This window comes from Hydrogenovibrio sp. (genome assembly GCF_965140365.1).
GTDB lineage: Bacteria > Pseudomonadota > Gammaproteobacteria > Thiomicrospirales > Thiomicrospiraceae > Hydrogenovibrio.
Genome location: NZ_OZ223196.1, coordinates 2,199,113 through 2,220,320 on the forward strand (window position 1 = coordinate 2,199,113; position 21,208 = coordinate 2,220,320).

At 50.7% G+C, this 21,208-nt stretch carries 19 protein-coding genes; 3 read left to right on the top strand and 16 right to left on the bottom strand.

The window, feature by feature from the left end; genetic code table 11:
- Nucleotides 1-3: 3 nt before the first annotated feature.
- The gene (gene bioC / locus AC0KH7_RS10440) at nt 4-954 is read left to right on the top strand and encodes a malonyl-ACP O-methyltransferase BioC (RefSeq protein ID WP_472373177.1); all 951 of its coding nucleotides are present in this window, start codon (nt 4-6) and stop codon (nt 952-954) included.
- A 64-nt stretch (nt 955-1,018) separates the two neighbouring features.
- Here the strand turns inward: bioC and AC0KH7_RS10445 are convergent, their stop codons facing one another.
- The 7 genes from AC0KH7_RS10445 to AC0KH7_RS10475 form a co-directional block, all read right to left on the bottom strand.
- Nucleotides 1,019-2,032, bottom strand: coding sequence for an LPP20 family lipoprotein (locus AC0KH7_RS10445; protein ID WP_472373179.1), 1,014 nt, complete (start codon nt 2,030-2,032; stop codon nt 1,019-1,021).
- A complete protein-coding gene (locus AC0KH7_RS10450; protein WP_472373181.1) occupies nt 2,029-3,048 on the bottom strand; it encodes a CsgG/HfaB family protein in 1,020 nt (339 codons plus the stop codon). Before AC0KH7_RS10450 ends, AC0KH7_RS10445 begins: the two co-directional genes overlap by 4 nt.
- 92 nt (nt 3,049-3,140) lie before the next feature.
- Entirely contained in the window at nt 3,141-6,371 is a 3,231-nt protein-coding gene (locus AC0KH7_RS10455; protein WP_472373183.1) for a methyl-accepting chemotaxis protein, read from the bottom strand.
- A 116-nt stretch (nt 6,372-6,487) separates the two neighbouring features.
- A complete protein-coding gene (locus AC0KH7_RS10460) occupies nt 6,488-8,359 on the bottom strand; it encodes a TIGR03545 family protein (RefSeq protein WP_472373185.1) in 1,872 nt (623 codons plus the stop codon).
- Nucleotides 8,356-8,859 carry a DUF2062 domain-containing protein gene (locus AC0KH7_RS10465; protein ID WP_472373187.1) on the bottom strand — a complete coding sequence of 168 codons (504 nt, stop codon included), beginning with the start codon at nt 8,857-8,859 and terminating at the stop codon, nt 8,356-8,358. Before AC0KH7_RS10465 ends, AC0KH7_RS10460 begins: the two co-directional genes overlap by 4 nt.
- A 37-nt stretch (nt 8,860-8,896) precedes the next feature.
- Complete coding sequence (locus tag AC0KH7_RS10470) at nt 8,897-11,251, bottom strand: primosomal protein N' (protein ID WP_472373189.1); 2,355 nt, start codon at nt 11,249-11,251, stop codon at nt 8,897-8,899.
- A gap of 185 nt (nt 11,252-11,436) precedes the next feature.
- Nucleotides 11,437-12,030 carry a TetR/AcrR family transcriptional regulator gene (locus AC0KH7_RS10475; protein WP_472373191.1) on the bottom strand — a complete coding sequence of 198 codons (594 nt, stop codon included), beginning with the start codon at nt 12,028-12,030 and terminating at the stop codon, nt 11,437-11,439.
- A 132-nt stretch (nt 12,031-12,162) separates the two neighbouring features.
- On the opposite strand from AC0KH7_RS10475, the gene AC0KH7_RS10480 reads away from it, so the two are divergent.
- Both AC0KH7_RS10480 and AC0KH7_RS10485 read left to right on the top strand, forming a co-directional pair.
- On the top strand, nt 12,163-12,594 hold the full coding sequence (locus AC0KH7_RS10480) for an MAPEG family protein (RefSeq protein WP_472373193.1): 432 nt from the start codon (nt 12,163-12,165) through the stop codon (nt 12,592-12,594).
- 252 nt (nt 12,595-12,846) lie between these two features.
- Nucleotides 12,847-13,419: a cytochrome b/b6 domain-containing protein gene (locus AC0KH7_RS10485; RefSeq protein WP_472373195.1), complete on the top strand. Its 573-nt coding sequence runs from the start codon at nt 12,847-12,849 to the stop codon at nt 13,417-13,419.
- Nucleotides 13,420-13,499: 80 nt separating this feature from the next.
- Here AC0KH7_RS10485 and AC0KH7_RS10490 read toward each other — a convergent pair whose 3' ends face one another.
- The 9 genes from AC0KH7_RS10490 to modD all read right to left on the bottom strand — a co-directional run bounded on the left by AC0KH7_RS10490 (nt 13,500) and on the right by modD (nt 21,151).
- On the bottom strand, nt 13,500-14,087 hold the full coding sequence (locus AC0KH7_RS10490) for a rhodanese-like domain-containing protein (protein WP_472373197.1): 588 nt from the start codon (nt 14,085-14,087) through the stop codon (nt 13,500-13,502).
- Nucleotides 14,088-14,214: 127 nt separating this feature from the next.
- On the bottom strand, nt 14,215-14,691 hold the full coding sequence (locus tag AC0KH7_RS10495) for a DsrE family protein (protein ID WP_472373199.1): 477 nt from the start codon (nt 14,689-14,691) through the stop codon (nt 14,215-14,217).
- 17 nt (nt 14,692-14,708) lie between these two features.
- Nucleotides 14,709-15,746 carry an MBL fold metallo-hydrolase gene (locus AC0KH7_RS10500; protein WP_472373201.1) on the bottom strand — a complete coding sequence of 346 codons (1,038 nt, stop codon included), beginning with the start codon at nt 15,744-15,746 and terminating at the stop codon, nt 14,709-14,711.
- Between the two features lie 90 nt (nt 15,747-15,836).
- Nucleotides 15,837-16,634, bottom strand: a complete 798-nt coding sequence (gene soxX / locus AC0KH7_RS10505; RefSeq protein ID WP_472373203.1) for a sulfur oxidation c-type cytochrome SoxX — start codon at nt 16,632-16,634, stop codon at nt 15,837-15,839.
- A gap of 30 nt (nt 16,635-16,664) precedes the next feature.
- Nucleotides 16,665-16,937, bottom strand: coding sequence for a hypothetical protein (locus tag AC0KH7_RS10510; RefSeq protein WP_472373205.1), 273 nt, complete (start codon nt 16,935-16,937; stop codon nt 16,665-16,667).
- Nucleotides 16,938-16,959: 22 nt separating this feature from the next.
- Complete coding sequence (gene soxA / locus AC0KH7_RS10515; protein WP_472373207.1) at nt 16,960-17,811, bottom strand: sulfur oxidation c-type cytochrome SoxA; 852 nt, start codon at nt 17,809-17,811, stop codon at nt 16,960-16,962.
- A gap of 300 nt (nt 17,812-18,111) precedes the next feature.
- On the bottom strand, nt 18,112-19,470 hold the full coding sequence (locus AC0KH7_RS10520) for a sigma-54 dependent transcriptional regulator (protein ID WP_472373209.1): 1,359 nt from the start codon (nt 19,468-19,470) through the stop codon (nt 18,112-18,114).
- A gap of 79 nt (nt 19,471-19,549) precedes the next feature.
- Nucleotides 19,550-20,299 carry an ABC transporter ATP-binding protein gene (locus AC0KH7_RS10525; protein WP_472373211.1) on the bottom strand — a complete coding sequence of 250 codons (750 nt, stop codon included), beginning with the start codon at nt 20,297-20,299 and terminating at the stop codon, nt 19,550-19,552.
- A 6-nt stretch (nt 20,300-20,305) separates the two neighbouring features.
- Nucleotides 20,306-21,151, bottom strand: coding sequence for a ModD protein (gene modD, locus AC0KH7_RS10530; protein WP_472373213.1), 846 nt, complete (start codon nt 21,149-21,151; stop codon nt 20,306-20,308).
- Nucleotides 21,152-21,208: the final 57 nt, after the last annotated feature.

Consider the following 21,208-nt stretch of genomic DNA (forward strand, 5'->3'; position numbering starts at 1 on the left):
TTTATGACCATGCAACATATGACCATGCAACATTTCAGCCGCGCCCATATCCAGAAACATTTTAATCACGCCGCCGTCAGTTATGACGACGCGGCCGTTTTACAACGCGAAGTCGCCACCCATTTAGACGAACGGCTCGACTTGGTCACTTTGCAGCCAAAAATCGTTCTGGATGTGGGTGCCGGAACCGGCATCCTCACCGAAAAACTGGTGGATCGTTACCCGCAGGCTCGGGTACTGGCGGTGGATTTATCGATTCAAATGCTACAACGCGCTCACACACACTTAACCCGCCCGAAATGGCCCGCCTTACCGAAAGCCCTGACCGACAGCTTTAATTTGACCCGCGCCGGCGCGACCTGCCTCAATGCCGATGCCGGACAATTACCGCTGTCGGACAATTCGGTTGACCTCATCACCACCAACCTGATGCTGCAATGGTGCGACGACCTGGAGGCCGTGTTTCAGGAATTTCGACGCGTCCTACGCCCGGACGGTCTGCTGATGTTGACCACCTTCGGGCCGGACACCTTGAAAGAATTACGCCAGGCCTGGTCGGAAGTGGACGAAACCCCGCACGTTAACACCTTTATCGACATGCACGACATCGGCGATGCCTTGATTCGTAATGGTTTCGGACAACCCGTCATGGACGTGGAACACTTTACACTGACCTACAGCAAACCAATGGGCGTGCTGCGCGATCTCAAAGCCATTGGCGCAACGAATGCCACCGAAGGACGACAACATGGTTTGATGGGCAAGCAACGCTTTACGCGTATGTTGGAAGCTTATGAACAGTTTCGCCGCAATGGCGTGGTGCCCGCGACCTACGAAGTCATTCACGGCCATGCCTGGGCCGCGCAGGAAGTGGTGAAAGGCCCGAACCGCAGTCGCGACGGCTTGGTGGAAATCAGTTTGGACGAGTTTGCCAAGCAAACCCGTCAACCTTAAGTTTGGCTTAGTCTTCGATTGAGTCTTCGGTTTAGCCTTCTTCGGCTTACTCTTCGATTTACTCTTATTTAGCCGGCCGCAGTGCCAACCCCATGACCGCATTCAAGCCTTGCGCCTGAAGTTGTTGTTGAAATTTCACGGTTACATTTTCGCTCGCCTGGGCAAAACTGTGAGTCGCCTGCCCTTTCAGGTTCAACTTATTCCCGCCGATTTGCACCCCGTCACTGAGCGCGCGAATGTTCAACGCCATCCGCTCAATATAAAATCCATAGGCTTGCGACTGCGCCACCTCTGACACCAGACGAATATCCGATTTCTGGCCAGGCCTGGCGGTTTTTGAGATTTGAAACCCCGCCTGACTCAAAGCACTTTGCAAAGGTCCAACCAAGCGTTTCGCACCGGCATCGGCCGTCACCACCAAACGAATTTCAGCTTTCAAACGCGCGGCCTGTGCTTCAAAGCCTTGTAAAAAATCACTGTAAAGCTGAACATCAAACCCCGCTTGCAACGTTTCCAAAATCAACAAGCGTTGCCGAAATTCGGCCAAAGCGTCCAGACTGCGGCGATAAAACACGTATTGCGCTAAGGCCCCATCTTTTTGATGGGCGGCTTCTGCGGTTTGCAGCGACTGCATTTGCGCTTTCTGCTGGCGTCGTAAATCCTCGAACAGGGCTTGACGGTCCAATGACACCAACGCCACGGTTTTTCCGTAACCTAAGCGCTCCGCGCGCTCGACCCGATAATCCCGCAACTGAATGTTCGCCACCTGGGATTGAATTTGTTTTTCCGAGGTGCGTTCAGCGTATTCATAATTGGATTGCGTCACCTGCAAATGACTTTGAAAGGTCGCCGAAACCTGCACACTCAGCTTTGAAGCAATATCAACCAACGCCGCTTGAACCGCGTCTTTACGGTTTTGGCCTTCTCCGACACCATAAAGTTGGCGAGCCGTGTCCGACGGTGGATTCAAAAACCAATCCGGCGTCGGTTTTTCAGTCGTGGAGAGCGGCTTGACTTCCTGGCCGACACAAGCGGTCAGAGCAAGCGAAAAAAAACAGAACAGTAAAATCGATTTCATTGTGAGATCTGCGACAGCGCTTTTTCGCGGTTAGTCATCACGTGATCAATACGCATGACGGCTTCGTTAATTTCGTCCACCGGTTCCAGCTGCAGATCATCGGCCAGATGATACAGTCGCTTGGCTTCGACTAAGTCTCCTTGCGCCTCTTTGACCACCCCCAAATCGTAGGCGGCCACGTAAGAACGGTTATCCGTCGAATCCAGCAAGGTTCCCAACAAACGCTCGGCCTTATCCAAACGCCCGGCTTCAATGTATTCGATGGCCAACGACAAGGTTTTCTTTTGCTCGGGCGTATAATCGATGTCCGGGTCTTCCAATAACGACACCGTCATATGAGTATAATGCGGCGTCAATTTATAAACGAAGTTGGTGGCCACTTCCGACGCCAGTAATTCCAACCCGGCGGATTTCGACGGCAATGAACGTGAATCATCCCGGCAGTGCTTCCAGCGACGACTTTTCATGTAGGTATCGGCATGGATAATGTCACCCTTCGCCACATCGATCATCTTGATATTGGCGCCCATGGAGATGGTCCGAACGTCACACAGCACTTTATACATTCGGAATTCATTGCATTTTTTATCGGCACATCGCATACGTTCTTCGTAATGCCGATCATCCCGCGCGGAAGCGGATGTCACCTCCCCCGTCACGAAAGCCTGAGCGCCCAGTAACTCGCCCGCTTCCACCAGCTTTGCATCATTCACCACACCACTGTACTGAAAGCGCTGTTCTTTCAGCAACTGATCCACTTCGTTACGACTGACGGTGGTGAAATAATAGTTTCCCTCCAACTTTTGTTTGGCCAACGTCGCTTCGATTTTCCCCGCCAACCCGACAGAGTCGTGTTCAAAAGGTGAAACGGCAATTTGTTTGGTTTGAGCGGCCCGATCGATTTGAGCCGGTTCCAATACTTTCAGTTTCACATTGGTCGCGCAGCCGACCATCGCCGACGCGCTTGCAACCAACAGACCGGCACGCGCCGCGCTCCAAATTTTCGTACTCATCATCAGAAGTTTCGTCCAAAGGGTAATTCAGAGTGTTCGACTCTCGGACCCAAAGGCCCGGATTCGTTATTATTGTATGGCCTCAACGTTGAGACTTAAGCCAGTTTTTTCTCCAGCGCATCCATCAAGTCCAGAATCGAGTTCGACAGCTCCTGCACAATGATGAAATGCACTTTCGCCTCATCGTCCTGGCCGTCGGCTTTCAAATCATAGGCTTTCATCAAGTCTTTACGCAAGTTCGGATACAGCTGCGCCATCAAAGCAAATTCCGCCACATCGCCATAGCGTTCACGACCTTCACCTTGCAGCCAATGGGTAAACCCGGTCGGGTTGTCGAAATCGGTTCGGGAAGCGGAACCGATATCATTGACATAGGCCTGTAACTTGTTGACCCAGTTTTTGAAAGCGCGTCGAACCAAAGCACGATCCCAATTGTCTTCCGATTCCGGTTTGGACAGGGCGGAATGATCGACCTTAAAGCTCTCGATGACCGCCTGACCTCGCGTCAAACCACGGCCCATCGAATCCTGTTGTAAATGGAAGAATCCGACCTGGTTACGCATTTGATCGGCTTCACCGCGTAAGGTGTCCGCGGCCGCCGCCGTTTCTTCAACTAAGGCCGCATTTTGCTGAGTGACACCGTCCATCCCCTCAATGGCGCGATTGATTTGTTCGACACTTTGCGTTTGCTCACCATTCGCCAAAGCAATATCGGAAATGAATTGATGCATTTTCAAAATCACTTCCACAATGGACGCAAATTCTTTTTCGGAACGTTGCACCAAGGTTTCGCTGTGCGATACCTGATGTACGCTGGTTTCAATCAAGCTGCGAATTTCTTTCGCGGCATCGGCCGATTTACCGGCCAGGGTACGGACTTCACCCGCCACCACCGCGAAACCACGGCCTTGTTCACCGGCTCGTGCCGCTTCCACCGCCGCATTCAAGGCTAACAAATTCGTCTGAAAGGCGATCGAATCAATCAATCCGATAATGTCGGAAATCTTCTGACTCGATTCGGACAGTTCTTTCATCGACACCATGGTCTGCGACATGACTTCCGCGCCGTCATCGGCTTGTTTTTTAGCCGCCGAGGCCAGTGCCGAAGCTTCATTGGCATTTTCGGCATTCTTACGAACCGTTTGCGTGATCATATCCATCGACATGACTGTATCCTGCAGAGTCGCGGCTTGGTTTTGAATACGGTCCGACAAATCGGAACTGCCGGAAGCAATTTGATCCGACGCATCATTTACCGTGCGTGACGATACCATCAACTCGGAAATCGCGCGTCCCATGTTTTCCAATGAAGTATTGATGGCGTCTTTCATCACCCCGATTTTACCGAGATACTGCCCTTCGACCCGACGCGTCAAATCGCCCTCCGACTGCGCGACCACCACTTCCACCGCTTCGGTAATTCCGGCCTCCAGTTGATCCAACGATTCGTTGATATTCTGTTTCAAGGCATCCAATTCGCCCAGTAGCGGAGTATTCAAACGGCTGGAGAAATTCCCTTCCGCGATGGCTTTCATGGTCTGATTAATACCGGACACGGCTTCGTGGGTGTTACGCATGGCGTTTTGCAAGTCCTCGACCATGACTTTAAAGTCACCTTCAAAATTCGCCTGCGTTTCGAAATCGTAAGTCGCTTCGGTCAGACACTGGATAGCCCGCTCCAGTTCCGAAATCACATTTTGAATGTTTTCCGCCGAATGATTGACCTGCCCTTTGAGAATTTCCAAATCCCCTTTGGCGTCCGCCTTGATGCGGTATTGCAAATCGCCTTTCGACAGCGCCGAAATCATATCGGACACACTGATCATCAGATGCTGAACCGAGGTCACATAATGGTTAAAGTTACGCGCCATCTGGCCAATTTCATCGTCCAGAACCACATCGGCCCGCACCGACAAACTGCCTTCTTCCGAAGCAATCGACAACTTCTGCGTCAAACGGCTCATGGGTTTCAACACATAGTTGCGCATTCGCCAGAAGACTTGGATCAGCAACAGAATGAAGCCGCCGGACATGGCTCCCTGAGCCACGTAAATCATGAAGTAGGTATCGCTGAGCAATTTATCGAGAATATTCATCGGTTCGGAAATCAGGTGGGCACCGATAAGTTGGTTCCCGGCATGGATTTTACCCAGTACCAAAAAGTTATTGCCGACCACCGCATAACCGTTTTCCACCAGCTGTTTACGGTCCGCTTGCCCCATTAGGGGTTTGAGCTTGGAATCCTCAAACCCTTTCGCGAACGCAAAAGACTGATTCTTCGTTAAATCCAACGCGGCATAATGATGGCGGGACGCTTTTTCCAGCCCGGCAAGTTGTTTTAGTGGCAAACTCACGCCAACCAGACCAATGGTCTTATCGCCGTAAGGTACTGGCACCAAGGCTTGAATAAAACCGCCTTCGTCCTGAAAGGTAATCCGAGTAATGGGTTCGCTTGGAATAGCATCCACCGTAATCGGCACGCCGCTGGAGGCAACCTGCTTCAGGTTTTCATCGAAAATCGCCAAACCGATGCCCGGCATATTGGCGCGCTTCACATACTGATCGTGATTGACTTGCAGAATCTGCCACAACACCGTGTCCTGGTGATCATAAAGGCCATAAATCACCGCCGAGTTTCCGGCAATCCCGACGGCGTTTGTCAACGCAATCTGACTTTGGCTGGCCATTTCCGAATCCAGGTTTTTCAACAGCCGTTCCTGACGTTCGACCACCGCCCCCGCATAGAGATTGTCGGCGACATTCTGCAAATACAACTGCAAAGCGGCACTCCACACAATCGCCATCACAATCAACGGCAAAATGGTTTTGCCCATGATGCTTTTCTGCGGTAGCGGGCTCCAGCGAGCCAGTCGTTGCGACCAAGGCGTCACCACCGTTCCTTTTTTAATTAAACGCTTACCGTCTTTAATCAAACGATAAGCGCTTTCGGCCAACTCGACTTCATCGCTTTTGATCGGATTTCGGACCGACTTATAGCCGACGATTTCGCCGTTTTCCACCACCGGCGCAATATTGGCTTCCACCCAATAATGGTCACCGTTTTGACGGCGATTTTTGACGTATTGATGCCACGGCTCGCCACGTTTCAAGCACGCCCAGAGGTCTTCAAACACTTTCTCCGGAACATCCGGATGACGAATCATATTGTGCGGCTGGCCTTTCAGCTCCGCCCAAGTGTAGCCACTGACTTCGATGAAGGCTTCATTCGCATAAACGATATTGCCCTGCAAGTCTGTTTCCGACACCAAAATATAGCCCTGTGGAATTTGATATTCTTGTTGTGTAACAGGTCCATTGTCTCTCATTGTTATCTCTTTCCTGATGTTCGATGGCTTAAACGCACAAAAGCGGCAAGACTTCTAACCTCCTGTCAAAAGCCTTTGCAAACCCCTAATAATAACGACGTAGTCTTAATTATCCGTCAAAATTTAAATAAATTCTTTAACTTGTCTCCGACCGCTTTTTCCGCTTCTCCCCCGGCCTGCTCTTTCACCAAGGATTCAAAATCGAAATTCAGCATTTTGTCCAGACTGGCGGTTTCTTTGCCCAGTTCGGCTTTATCGCCCAACAGTCCATTCAACTGCTGGTTAATCGGCCCCAATTGTTCCTGAAGCTTAGCATTCAACTGATCTTGAAACTCCGCCTTAACCTGCTTCAACTCTTGGCCCAACACCTTATTGAAGGCGCCGGACAGTAACTTATCCAGATTCGAACTGGCGTTGATACTCGGCGCGGTCACGGCACCGGCAATGTCTGCTTTCACCTTGAAGGCTTTCACCTCGTCAAATAACGGTGCGATGTAACGTTTCACCTCTTTCGAAGCACTCTGCTTGACGTTCATCGCCACATCTTGATACGCCATATCGACCACGGCATTGACTTCATCCATGCCGACCAGCGAGACTTTTCCGGTCACATCAACCGTTCCGTTCTCCATCACCACCGGCAAGGTTTTGTCGCCGGAAATCGTCCAATCTGAAATTCGGTAGCCGTCCCAAACGATGTTGGCTTCATTCAATGGGGCTTCCGGATTGGTAAAATTACTTTCACCCATCACACGCAAGGCTTGATCTTGCCCTTTCGGTTGGCCCAGCACTTCAAACAACACCGGCAAGCGGGTGGTCGGATGATCAAACGTCACCTGACGGACACGAATATCGATATCCCCCCAATCCAAAGTGCCGGAACCGTTAATGCGCTTGATAATGAAATCCGGTTGCGGATCATATTCTGGAAAAGCAACATCCACACCAAAGGCTCGCTGTGGTGCCTGCTCTTCGGCTTCGTTCGTCTGCTCGGCCTGCATGGTTTTCAGTTTAGCGATAAACGGCTCCAGCTTGCGATACCAGCTCAAACCTTCATCCGTCCAATATTGAATTTGCGGCCCGAACAATAAATAGGTCACATTGGATAAGCCGGATTGATTCAACGAATATTTCGACATCAAGCGGTTGTAATCCTTTTCAGGCAAATCTTTCAACGCCACCACTTCTTTCTGGATTTTCGGCAACTTGTTCTGCAATAAATCCTGAGCTTTTTCCAACGTTTTCTTTTTCGCTTCCAATTCCGACTGCAGTTTTTCGAACTCGTCCTTTTTCGCCAAAATCGACTGCATATCGTTTTTGCCACCCGTTAAGGATTCAAAGCGCTTTTGATAATCCTGAATTTCGGCATCGGACGGCAGCTCCTTCTGCATTTCCGACCAGGCCTGGTCGATTTCGTCCAATTGCGCCTGAACCCGATTCGCGGCTTCCAGCGTTTCCAATTTTTCACGCGCCAGTATCTCGCTCGGATCGGGCAACGCCATGTCCGGCATGGCAAACCCGCTGGATTTCGAATCTTTTTCCGCGGTATCGGTCGTCTCGGCTTTCGGTGCCTTCGCCAAAGCACCGGAGGTTTCGCGCGCCTGATGCATCGCCAACCCAGTGAAATTGACATCTTCAATTACCGTGCGTCCGGCAATCAAATGGTACAAATTCAAGGAAGCGCTGAGGCGGCTCAACACCAACAGGTTTTCCATCGGTTTGTCCGGGTCGGTCACCTGCAATTCACGTAACCCGACTTCAATCGGCATAATGCCCAAATCCAAGCTGCCGATTTCGATTTTCGCTCCCCAGGCTTGGGAAGCGTAATGTTCCAACTGACTTTTCAAAAGGGTGGTGAAGCTCAGATAACCGATGGCCACGACCGCCACGACAAGGGCGGCAAAAACGCCCAGGCCTGACCAGCGCACCCAGCCTTTCGGTGCCGGTTGCGACGATTGTGTTTGCGTGTTGTTTGACGTTTCGCTCATTTCATCATCCCCGATACAAAACCGGCCCCTTCGGCGCCTTTCAACAATCGAATAATTTTGAATTTATTCACCCACACCAGGAAGCGCTGGCGATAGGTTTTCACCAGCACCCAGAACAGCAAATAGGCCGGCACGCTCAGCAGATACGCCGTCACCACACTGCCCATCACAATGGAGTTATTGAAGTGCAGGAAACGCCAGAAAGCGCTGTTGTACAAGTCGGTAAACACCGGCTGCAGGGTCTGTGCCTGCAAAATCCATAGGCCGATTTGATTAAAGACCGGATCGAGCAGATACGCCAGCCCGCTGAAGAAAAGCGTCGCTACGATGACCGCCGAAAGGTTGACCCGCAAGAAGAAAATCAGCGCCAGCGTCAGGAGGTTGTGAGGGAAAAAGAGCGGGGTCAATCCCAGAATCATGCCGAGCACGAACGAAAAGGCGATTTGACTGGAATGCTGGTTGGCATTCAGTGCCTTGAACAACTTGATCAATATGGACATGCTGTCTCCTCTAAACGAGATGAGTTAAGTCACTTCCTCAGGTCATTTCCTGTGGATCAACATCCAAGGACCAACGTACCTTTTTCGCCTGAGACGAAGTGTAGAGTTCACTTTCCACCTGCGCCAACCAAGTGTGCAGCCAACCGCGTTGCGCGCTTTGCAACAGCAACTGATAACGGAACCGGCCTTGTCGGCGTAACATGGGCGCGCTGACCGGGCCAAACACTTCAAGCTCCGGCGCTTCGTCCGACGAATTCACTACCGAGAAATGCGAACGTAATAACGGCATTTTAGCAAAGTTCAGACGGTTTTTAACATCATTTAAGAAAGCCCAGCCGAACTGCGGGTCTACCGACTCGGCACGCAACAGAATTTGATATTGAAACGGCGGCAAATCCGCCAACCGTCGGCCTTGCAACGCCTGCTCGGCAAAAGCCCCGTAGCCCTGTTCCACCAACACTTTCAATAACGGATGCTCCGGATGATGCGTTTGAATCAACACTTCACCCGCTTGTTCGGCGCGACCGGCGCGACCCGACACTTGCACCACCAGTTGCGCCATCCGCTCCGCGGCACGAAAATCGCAACTGAACAACCCTTGGTCAATGTCCAGCAACCCCACCAAGGTCACTTTTGGAAAATGATGCCCTTTGGCCAGCATTTGCGTGCCGATTAAAATATCCGCTTCCCCTTGGCTGGCCTGCTCGGTCAACGCCATCATCTGACCCTTATTACGCGTGGTGTCCCGATCGACCCGCAGAACGCGATAGTCTGGAAACCAAGCCGCCACGGCCTGCTCCAATCGTTCCGTGCCCTGACCGACTTTAACGAATTCGCCGGAACCGCAATTCGGGCAATGTGACGGCGCTTTTTCCTGATGCCCGCAATGGTGACAACGCAGTTCGCCCACCTGTTGATGATAGGTCATATTGGCGTCGCAACTCGGGCAGACCGCCTGCCAACCGCAGTCATGACACATCAACACCGGCGCATAACCGCGACGGTTCAAAAACAGCAACACCTGCCCACCGCCCTGTAAATGGGTGTGCATCTGCGCTTTCAAAGCGTCGGAAACACCTTCTTCCTGCGGCACACCACGCACGTCCAGCAAACCGACCGTCGGCAAGGACGCGGTGCCGGCGCGACGAGTCAGTTTCAACCAATGATAACGACCACTCTCGGCGTTGTAGAGGGTTTCCAATGAGGGCGTGGCCGATCCCAACACCACCGGCACCTTTTCCAACTGCGCACGGCGCACCAGACAATCTCGCGCTGAATATCGGAAACCGTCCTGCTGCTTGAACGACAAATCATGCTCTTCATCCATAATGCACAGACCGAGGTTGTCGAAGGGCGTGAAAATCGCCGAACGCGTCCCCAGCAACACCGACACCTGATGGCTTTTCACCAGCGACCAGGCGCAATGGCGTTCTTTATCGTTCAAACCGGAATGCATCACCGCCACCGGTGCTTGCAAATAGGCTTCGAAACGCTTGACCGTTTGCGGCGTCAAACCGATTTCCGGCACCAAAACCAGCACCTGTTTACCTTGCGCGATGACCGCTTCAATCAAGCCGAGATACACCTCGGTCTTACCGCTGCCGGTCACGCCTTCCAGCAGATGGGCACTGAAGCCCTTCTGGGCCAACACCTGATCGACGGCCGTTTGTTGCTCGGTATTCAAAATATGACCAGGCCTGGCCAATTTTTCCCTGGCTGGCAGGGCGTGCAGACAACTTTTTTCAATTTCCTCAACCCAGCCTTTTTCGATAAAACGCTTCATCGGCAAGCGCCAACCGCTGAGCACCGCATTCAATTGCTCGGCGGTGACGGCTTCCGTTTGAGCTGACAGCGCTTCGAACAGCGCTTTTTGTTGGGTGGCATTCGCGGCAATTTGAGGGGCGGCTTCCAAACCGATTTCGGTCAACTGCCAGGCGGGCACGCCTTCCACCGCTAAGGGTTCGCCTTGGCGAACTCGCTTCGGTAACGCGGTTTGCATGACATTGCCGATCGGTTCGTGATAGTAGTGGCTGGCCCACTGCAACAACGCCATTTCCGGTTCGGAGAAAATCGGCTCGGCGTCCAACACCGTGTCAATGGGTTTGATTTTGACGGATTCAACCTCGGCTTCGTCGTTCAAGGCCATCACAATACCGGTGTGGCGCTTATTGCGAAACGGCACGGTGACACGGCCGCCGACGACAGGCAGAATCTCGTTTTGCGTTGGGGAATTGGTAGGGGTTACATCCACCGGGGCCTCTTCCGGTTCCAAGGCCAGCGACAGGTTGGCGGTTTCTGCATGGGTTTCGTCTCCAACCTCGTTCGGGGCGGCTTGCAACGCATAATCCAACGGTGCCAAAAACGGTCCGGGCACGGCCACTTTTACGAACATGACGCAAGCACCTCTATTGCGGCAATTCTTAAACCGTTTTGCATGCATTCCTCGTCCACGACTCTGAAAACACCCCTGAAAAATAAAATTTATTGTACCCGCTTATCGCCACGAGTTCAGGCGCATCACTTTTTGCGATGCGACAAACCTTCGTTAATTGAGTATCAACCACAAAGCGGAGCCCATTAATCAGGCGAAAATTCATTATTGTTACTTGAAATCAGACGCTGCCCCATCCGGTCACAGGCCTGTAAAACCTTTAATCGAGTACGCTCATCATTCAATGAATTAGCAACCGCGACCCCGCCAATCATCATTGCGGTTAACGAAAGCACCTTATCGTTATTTGGAGACTCCCCCATAAGTTGCGAAATATAAATCACCAGCTTTTTATAAACCTTCGTATAGGCACCACGCACTTCATCATTTTGATGCGCTACATCAGAGGTTAAAAAAGCCAGTGGGCAGGATGGTTGCTCATCATGCAGATGACTTTCACACAGATAATTCGTCACCAACTGGGATAAACATTCACTGTCACTAAAATCCCCCTGCGGAAATCGAGCAGACAGTCTCAATCGCGCAGCAGTAGTGATCGCCTCCGCATAGAGCGCTTCTTTAGAGGCAAAATGAGAATAAAAACCACCTCGCGTCAATTGTGCCGCTTGCATAATTTCATCAATCGAAACCCCATCAAACCCCTTGGCAGTAAAAAGCCGTGCGGCACATTCAACAATCCTCTGCCGCGTTTGATGTTTTTTATCTGTCGACCATCCCATATTTTCCTCCGCGGCTAAATCATCTTATGTTTATCCTACAAGAACTCAAAATATGTTCTTGAACATATTATGTCCTAAATTAATATTTACCATGATGATTGAATACTGCATTAACAAACCAAGGAGTCGAAAATGACACAAGAATGGATATTTATGCCGTTATTGATAATGGTATTACTGACGTTTTCAGTCGGTATTCGCATGCTTAATTTACGTGTACAAGCTGTGCAAAAAGAAGGGGTGAACCCACATCATTTTTTACTTAATAGAGGTGCCAAACTGCCAACCAAGCTTGTTCAGGTTGAACAACATTATCAAAACCTTTTTGAGCTACCGATACTGTTTTATCTATTGGCCGTGATACTGTTTATCACCCAACAAGTGACAATTTGGCAATTTGCTCTTGCATGCGGCTTTGTCGCCTTCCGACTTTGGCACAGTTGGATACACCTTGGAAACAACCATCTCCCCGCACGACGCAATGCCTTTTTAGCCAGTACTTTTCTGCTGGCGACAAGCTGGCTAACGTTAGCGATTACCCTGATTATAAATTCCATTGGATGAAGTAGGATATTTCTAAAAAACGTCATCCCACAATTAAACCCCATTAAAACGAAAAGCTAGAATCACGAAAGAGAACGTCGCGAAAAATATTTCTCGTGGTATTAAAAAACAGAGTGAATACAAAGTTGTAAAATATTCGTGACCGCATAGTTTATGTGGATTTTCCATCGCCATTTGCCATCGAACCCGTTACACTATGCGCATTCCTTACCCTTGGAATTGATTCTAAAACCTGAACAAGGATGCTAAACGATGCTTGAAGACCGCCGTTATTTTACGCTGATTCACCGTTTGATTCACTGGGGCATCGCTCTGACGATGTTATTTATTCTACTGACCGTGCTGTTACGTATGGGGTGGATGGAGAAATACGGCATGGCCGACGTCCTGACCACGTCACCGCAAATGGCGGCTTACGACATCAGTCAAGAAGACGCGGTCAAAGCCGCCAAAACGATTCGTGGCAATATGTTCCAGTGGCATTTGTATGCCGGTTATCTGATGGGCGTATTACTGCTGGCGCGCTTGGCTTATACCACCTCGCAAGGCATTTTCTACAAGGGTCCTTTCAACCCGCAAGCCAGTGTGCGTGAAAAGTTCCAGGCCTGGGTGTATATCGTGTTTTACACCGGTGTCGCCCTGTCGGTCATGACAGGCCTTTACATCAAATTCGGCCCCGACGATGCGCTGGGCGACATCGCTAAAGACATGCACGTGCTGGCACTGTGGTATCTGGTGCCTTTCCTGATTCTGCACCTGGGCGGCATCGTACTGGGCGAAAACGGCAAAGAAAAGGGCATCGCTTCGAAAATGATCGGCGGGTAATCGCTGACAAGTTCAGCGCCATAAAAAAACCGGCTACCCCATGACAGGGCGCCGGTTCGTATCCAAAGCAGAGCGTTCGGTTATTTTTTGTAATAAGCCTTTTTCGGGTCGATTTTATAGGTCCACGGCAAGCCAGAATTCTTCCAACCGTTTTTCAAACGAAAGCCTTTGTGTTCGCCTTCTTTGATTTTGCCGCCCTCAAAACCGTCCGTCATAATATAGACGTTTTTGTAACCGTATTGATCGAGCATTTTCGCCGCCGGTTGGGCACGGGATGAACCGGAACGGCACATCATAATATAGGTACTGTCTTCATTAGCGCCTAACTTATAAGCGGCTTCTTCCAACTCGGAAACAAAGGCATCGTTGTTAATGGATTTATAACGCGGCTTTTTCGAGTCCATCTCGTTATAGACAAACAGCACCGACGGAATCATAATCTGTGCCATGTGCGTATTCCCGACGAACTGCCATTCTTCCGGTGTGCGGACATCCACCAAAATCACCTTGTCGTCTTTTTTCATCATCTCATAGGCTTCTTTGGCATCCACATACAATCCTTGCGGCGTACGTTTTTTCGGATCCTTGGGTTCCGGCGAGGCCATAGCCCCTTGAGCGAACACATTCACAAACAGGGTAGCCAATACAATCCATTGCAGTTTTTTCATATCGTTTCCTTTTCATTCAACGTTAAAGAGATAATCGATGGGTTAAAAATAGGGAAAAAACTGCACAACGGAGCAGAAGTGCAGAAAATCAGCTGTCATGATTTTTTTCGAGAGACGGGTTCCGTCATTATTGAATCTTGATGTAGGAGGCACCACCTTCCTGAAGTTCAGCCAAATGGACCACACCGGAAGGCACAACCTCGACGCCGTCGTATAAGTCCGCGGCTTTCATACCGAACCCGGTCAAGGTGTTGTTGCACACCGCAAGCTTGACGTTACGCATGCTATGCAGTCCGTCCAACCGCCCTTTGAACTCGGCACGACGTTCTTTCAGTTGATTGTTGATTCCGGCTTTGTCGGTATCGGTAATGAAACGCGCGCCTAGGCCGACAAACACAATACTGATGTCATACTCCTTAAACTGGTTTTCGTACTCATTCAACATATTATTGATGGACGTTAAAGTCGCCGAATAACGATTCGCATCGTCAAAATCAACGTGGTATACCACCTTAGCCACTTCGACGGCCTGAGCCGGCAAAGCCCAGGTCAAGGGTAACCACAACAGTAAGAACAACCAGTGAAATCCTTTCAATTTTTTCATAATCCCTCCTGAGCGGGTTAAAAGAGCGATTGCTCCGCTTCGGTATAAGCGAAACTGACGAACTTCCCGATTTCGTCAAAGCCCTCGGTGTTGTCTTTGAACTGACTGACACGTGGGTCGGCCAGCACCATTTGTTTCGCTTCGGAGATGGTCATACCTTCTTCAACCGCTTTGGCCGCATTGTCGTAAATACCGTGCATGATATCTTCGTAGTTTTTTAGCAGTTTTTCATGCCCCGGCTTACCATGCCCCGGCATCAACAGCCGATTGCTCATGTCATCGCGAATCACTCCCAGGGTTTTGATATACCCTTGAAAAGACGTTTCGCTTGGATTTCCGATACGGTGATCCATAATGATGTCACCAACATACAAAGCTTTGTCTTCGACCACTTCCACCATGATGTCGACCGGCGAATGCGCTGGGCCATAACTGTGGACTTTCAGGGTTACATCACCATATTGGAAAGTCTGACCGTTTTTGACGCCGGTATTCGGAGCCGTCACCTTAGTGCCGTCCACCGCGCCGTTGGTCGCCTTATGCATTTGGTTCAGCCAATCATCACCCACCGCGTTAGTGATAGCGGTAATCGCGTCCGGATGAGCGTAAATCGGCAACGATGGGTCCGCTTCGATAAACGCATGATTGCCCAACCAATGGTCGCCGTGATAGTGACTATTGAAGGCCGCGACAATCGGTTTATTGAAGTGCTGTTTGATCATACGAATCGCCATTTCACCGATTTGAACCGAGGTGCCGGTATCCAACACCACAATACCTTTCGGAGTATCGACCAAATAAATATTAGCGAAAAACCCTTGATTTTCAGGGGTCGGCCAAGCGCCTCGGGCATACAGCACCCAAATATGGTCGGTTAACTTGACCGGTTTAACGTCCGGCACTTCGGCGCCTCTTTTTGGCATGGCCCAAGTCGCTGTGGAGGCCAGCGGTAAAACCGCCGCCCCGGCCGCCAACCCAAAAAAGCGTTTCATCAGATCGCGTCGCACGCGATCCACCATTTGATCTTTCTGATCCTGTGAGATTTGTTGACTCATGTGTGTCTCTTTTTTGTTTCGATTAAGATTGAAACCGGCCCTGTGACCGGCTAGAGGACCTCTGAATCAGAGATTCTCTAAATTAATGCTTTATTGCTTCGGCTGGTTCACGGGCGACTCCGGGTCCAGCAAAAAGGCAACGATGTCGGCAATTTGCTCCGGCGTTAACAAATGCCCCTCACCGTTTCCGAAGCGTGGCATCAGAGAACATGGGTTAAACGACTTGGCATTAAAAATATATTCATAGGTATATTTTTGCATCGGTTCGCCTTGCCCACGCATTTTGCCGAAGCCGGTCAAACTCGGCCCCATGTTGCCGTTCTGCGGAAAATTCGGATCCACCGCATGGCAGGCATAACAGTTAGCACCGTTCAGCTTGGCCGGGTTGTCCGCATCCACAAATCCGGGATAACCGATTCGCCCGCCATGAGCGCCTTCCACCCACTTTTTACCTTGTTTCCAATCGCCCATATAGCGGCCATGTTCCGGCAATACAATGGATGCTTTCTCACGCGCCAAAATCGATTTGGTTTGTTCCATATCCGGTTTATCATGACTGACGTTACAAGTCTTCAATGTCGGATCGGAAAACCGCTTCCATTCCTGCTCGTCGTTCACCAGAAAACTGCGCTTCACGGCTTGCATGAACTGCGCTTCGGAAATGCGCTGACCGCGGTCTTCCGCATCGTTTTTCGGGTCGTATTTCAGTTTGCGGCCATCTTCAGCCACAAAATCCCCTTCTTCACTTTGAGTGATCACTTCAGTCTGAGGCGATGCCTTTTTCTTCGATTGCTCGTCCACACTTCCACTCATCGAAAGGGCTGACTGGCTCAAGATCAAAGCGGCCAGCGCCAGTGGAATAGACGTTAATTTTGTGTTTAAACGCATTTTGATTCCTGTTTCATCGGTTCGTTAAATTCACGACTCAAATCGGTAATATTCACGATTGAGATATTCGGCGACGTCGCGGATTTCATCGTCAAACCAGCCGGTATTGAAATTCTGACTGCATCCGGCCACGCGTTTCACTAACGCGTCAAAGGTTGGCGTCTTTTCACGGTCATAAGGTTGAGTGGCATGGCAGGACAAACATTTGGCCTGTGCATGCAACTCCTGCCCTGCCGCCACATCCGCCTGCGCCGAAAACCCAATCAACATAAAGCTCAACAGTATCCATCCACGGTATTTCATCGTCGCCTCCTGATAGATGTCATTAGGCACGCGGTTTCAAACCGGGCACGCTGATTTCTTCTTTGCTTTCCGACGCTTTCTTGACTTGATATAAAATCAACGCCGCATCGATTTCCGAGCCGACTTTCAGCCAAGGCAAACGCATGGCCAATACACAACGCTCGTTACGCCACCACTGGGTACGGACATTGCCGTCCTTGTTGACGTAAGCTGGAAAAGCGCCCATCACTTTCCCCGCACGACGCGGATCGGTCATAACCGGCAGTTCCACGCCACGAAGCACGCGGCCCGGCACGGCATGACAATGCGCGCACGACAAATCCATCGCGCCCATTCGGTGCCAGAAGGTCTTTTTACCAAGTTCGTAAGCGTATTGTTCTTTCGGATGTTCCAAACTCACTGAAAATGGCATATCATTCGACTGGGCGGCCACATAGGTCGCCAATTGCGACAAGGGTGAAACGCGGCTGTCTTCTTCAGAGGCATTGAGATAATGAATATTCAGATACTGCTCTTGAATGTCTTCATCGCTGAGCCCCTGCAAGGTTTTCATGCAGGTAATCAAGCGACCTTCCAACGTCTCGACCTTATCGGTATCCGCAAAATAACGCGGCATTTTCGCATAAGCGCCTTCCAACACACCCGGTCCTAAGCCAAAGTCGCATTTTTCCAGGCTGGCGTTTTTCGGCCCGGCTTTCGTGAAGAAAAGTTCTTCACCGTCATCCACCCAGAATTCGCCCGGATTCCCTTCCTCAAGGGAATCCCGATATTCGGCAAATTTCGCATCGTCATTATCCGACGCCAATACCGGCATCGGCGTAAGACTGATCCAGGCAAAAGGCAAAACATATAGAAGCTTTCTAAAATCTTGCATTGATTTCTCCCGTTGTTTGAACGGTATCGGTGGTGAGAATTCCCCGACACCTGTTGTTATGGTTCGTTAAGAGTTACTCGCCAAGCGAGTTGTTTCGTTATTTCTTTTCGAACATAACGAATGCTATATCACACTCTGTGCCAACCCACTCAAACACGGAAAATATTTTTCATTATTACTTCAATAACAAATAGTTAAATGATAAATAATCAATAAAATTCTTTTTCTAAAAGAGATTTTTTCATCTCAAAACACATTGAATTTTGCAACACTCTTGCAGAATGCAATGACATATAAATCTCATTTGGAGACCTTACCTTTCAGCTTTCGCCACAAGGTACTCGGATCGATGCCCAACTGTTTAGAAGCCCGTAATTTATTGCCCTTATATTTATGCAGCGTCTGCTTGATCCAATAGCTTTCAACCTCCTGAAGCGACAGATTTTCAGGAAACATCAAATGGCATGTATCCGAGTCAAACTCATCCAGTTGCGTACTTTCCAGCAGTTCGACCGGCAAATCGCTCAACTCCACACGGTGACCCTGACTCATAATCAGCGCACGCTGCACCACGTTTTCCAGCTCACGGACATTGCCCGGCCAAGCATACGCCCGCAAGGTATCCAGCACTCCCGGCCCGCAGGCATTGACCTTTTTACCAAGGCGCGGCGCATGCTTGAACAGAAAACGCGCCGCCAGATACGAAATATCCTCCACACGATTGCGTAACGGTGGAATCTCCACCGGAAAGACATTCAGCCGAAAATACAAATCCTCACGAAACCGACCGCTGTCCACCAACGGCTTGAGCGGCTGATTGGTGGCGACAATCAAACGGACATCCACCTCCACTTCAATACGCGCACCAACCCGCAACAACTTTTTATCCTGAATGAATTGCAGCAACCGAACCTGCAACTCCGGACTGGCACTGTTGATTTCATCCAGAAACAAAGTGCCGCCATCCGCCGCTTCCAGCAATCCGATGCGTCGATCGGCGGCACCGGTAAAAGCGCCTTTTTCATGCCCGAACAATTCCGACTCCAGCAGCGTCGGTGCAATCGCGCCGCAATTGACGGTCAGAAAATGACTGTCGCGTCGTCGCCCAATACGATGCACGTAATTGGCAAGCACGCTTTTTCCAGTACCGGTTTCACCAATCAATAAAACTGGCAGCTCCATGTCCGCAACTTGAGTCAACAGGTTCAGCGTCTGTTTCATAGCGCCGCTGACCGCGACTGGGTCGTTGCTCTGTTCCGGGTTCGCTTCAATGCCCCCCTGTATCAACAAACGTTGACGGTGTTTGACAAATTGGCTGGCCCGCGCCATCACCGCCTGCAGAGATTCAACCTCAACCGGAAGCGTCAAAACATCAAACGCCCCCACCCGGAAGGACTCGATGCTTTCCTGCGCCTGCGTCGCATCCACCAGCATAATCAGCAGCAATTGCGGATTCTGACGCCGCAAACGTAACCACACATCACGGCCTTTTTGCTGTTCAAAGGCTGAGGTCACCATCAACACATCACTATTACGCACAGTGTCTTCCTGCAATTCGAATAGAAATTCGTGCGCCGACACCGCCGCACCTTCGTCTTCCAACAATGGCACGAGGGTTTCAAGAACAGTGGCGTCCGCCAGCAGATTCACTGAAATCATAAAAAGACCCTTTTCAATCAAAATTTGGAATGTTTTGTCATGTCAAAAGCGGCCAGGCCTGGCCGCTTACCGTATTCGACTAAGAAAATCCGCTGAACGCCGACGGCCAATGCGCCTCAGGAATATCGTAGAGTTGGCAGATGTTGGAACGCGTCAGCAGCGTCTGCGGTGCTCCGTCCCGCAGGATTTCCCCTTTCTGCATCATAAGCGTGCGGGTGGCCGACATCATCGCCTGCTCCGGGTGGTGAGAGGTAAACAGAATACAACGATGGTCTTCACCCAAGTCGCGGATTTTCTCCAGCAATTTAATCTGATTGCCAAAGTCCAATCCATTGGTGGGCTCATCCATTAAAATATAAGGCGTTTCCTGCGCCAAAGCTCGGGCAATCAACACCAACTGGCGTTGCCCGCCGGACAACTCGGTGTAAGGCCGCTGTTTCAAATGCCCGATGCCAAGCAAGTCCAACGCGCCTTCGGCCCGTTGCCGATCGGCTTGACCGGCGCGGTACCATTGCGATTCAGCGGCCACAACACCCATCAACACCATGTCCAGCACAGCATACCCAAACGCCAGCCGATGATACTGCGGCACATAACTAATCAAACGGGCTTGTGCTTTCGGCGTCAGGCTGTCAGCGACGTCTCCGTTGATCAACACTCGCCCGGCCGTTTTCGGATGCAACCCCAACAGGGTTCGCAGAAAAGTGGTTTTACCACAACCGTTCGGGCCGAGCAGACTGATGATTTCACCGGCATTCAACGACAGGTTCAAATCGGAAAACACCGGCTGATCGCCATAAGCTGCCGCCAGAGATTGAATCTGTATCATCGCCGCTCAATCCAACCGTTGAATACGCACACCCAAGTCGGCCGGCTTGGCATGGTAGAGCGAACTGAGCACAATACCATCCACACCACTGGCGGCATAGGCCTCCACATTGTCACGGCGAATCCCGCCGGCAATCAACACACTCAAGGTTGGAAAAGACGCTTTCAGGGACTTGCACCATAAGGTCAGGTCGCCGACCGGTACCTTGTCGAACTGAATAGCGTCGGCTCCGGCTTCGGCGGCTTGCATCGCGTGCGGCAAATGCTCACATTCCACAGCAATCTTCTTTTCACAAGCCGCCGCTTTCATTCCGCGTATCGCCGCAGGCAAGGCCTCGCGTCCGCCGATCACGTTCAAATGGTTATCGAAAATTAGAACCGTTTCCGACAACCCTAAGCGATGCGGGTAAGCGCCACCGGACAGCACCGCTTTCAGCAATTGTTTTTTCATGCCCGGCGCATGTTTGCGCGTCACCAGCAGAGGAATATCCCCTGCCTGTTGTACCGCCGCCACCATATCGGCCGTGGCCGTGGCCACCCCACAGCCGGTCTCCAGCAGATTCATCGCCACTTTCCAGCCTCGGTGCAAGGCATCGCCTCGCCCGGTCACCTTCAGAATTTCCGTTCCGGGCTTAACCTGTCGCCCGCTCGATTCACAAAAAACGATGTCCGCACCCAATTGCCCGAAAAGACGCGCAGCTTCCTCGGTCAATGTCAGACAGGTAGCATGCCGAGTGGTGACCGTCAGTTCACAATATTGCGCCTCAACACCCAACAGATGCGACGTCAAATCCACCAAAGGGGCGTCTTCATTGATCCAATGTGCGATTTCTTCATTGCTAAACCAAACCATGCTGTTTGCTCCGTTATCTAAAAAGAGGCTATTATAGATAAAGCTCATTCAAAATAT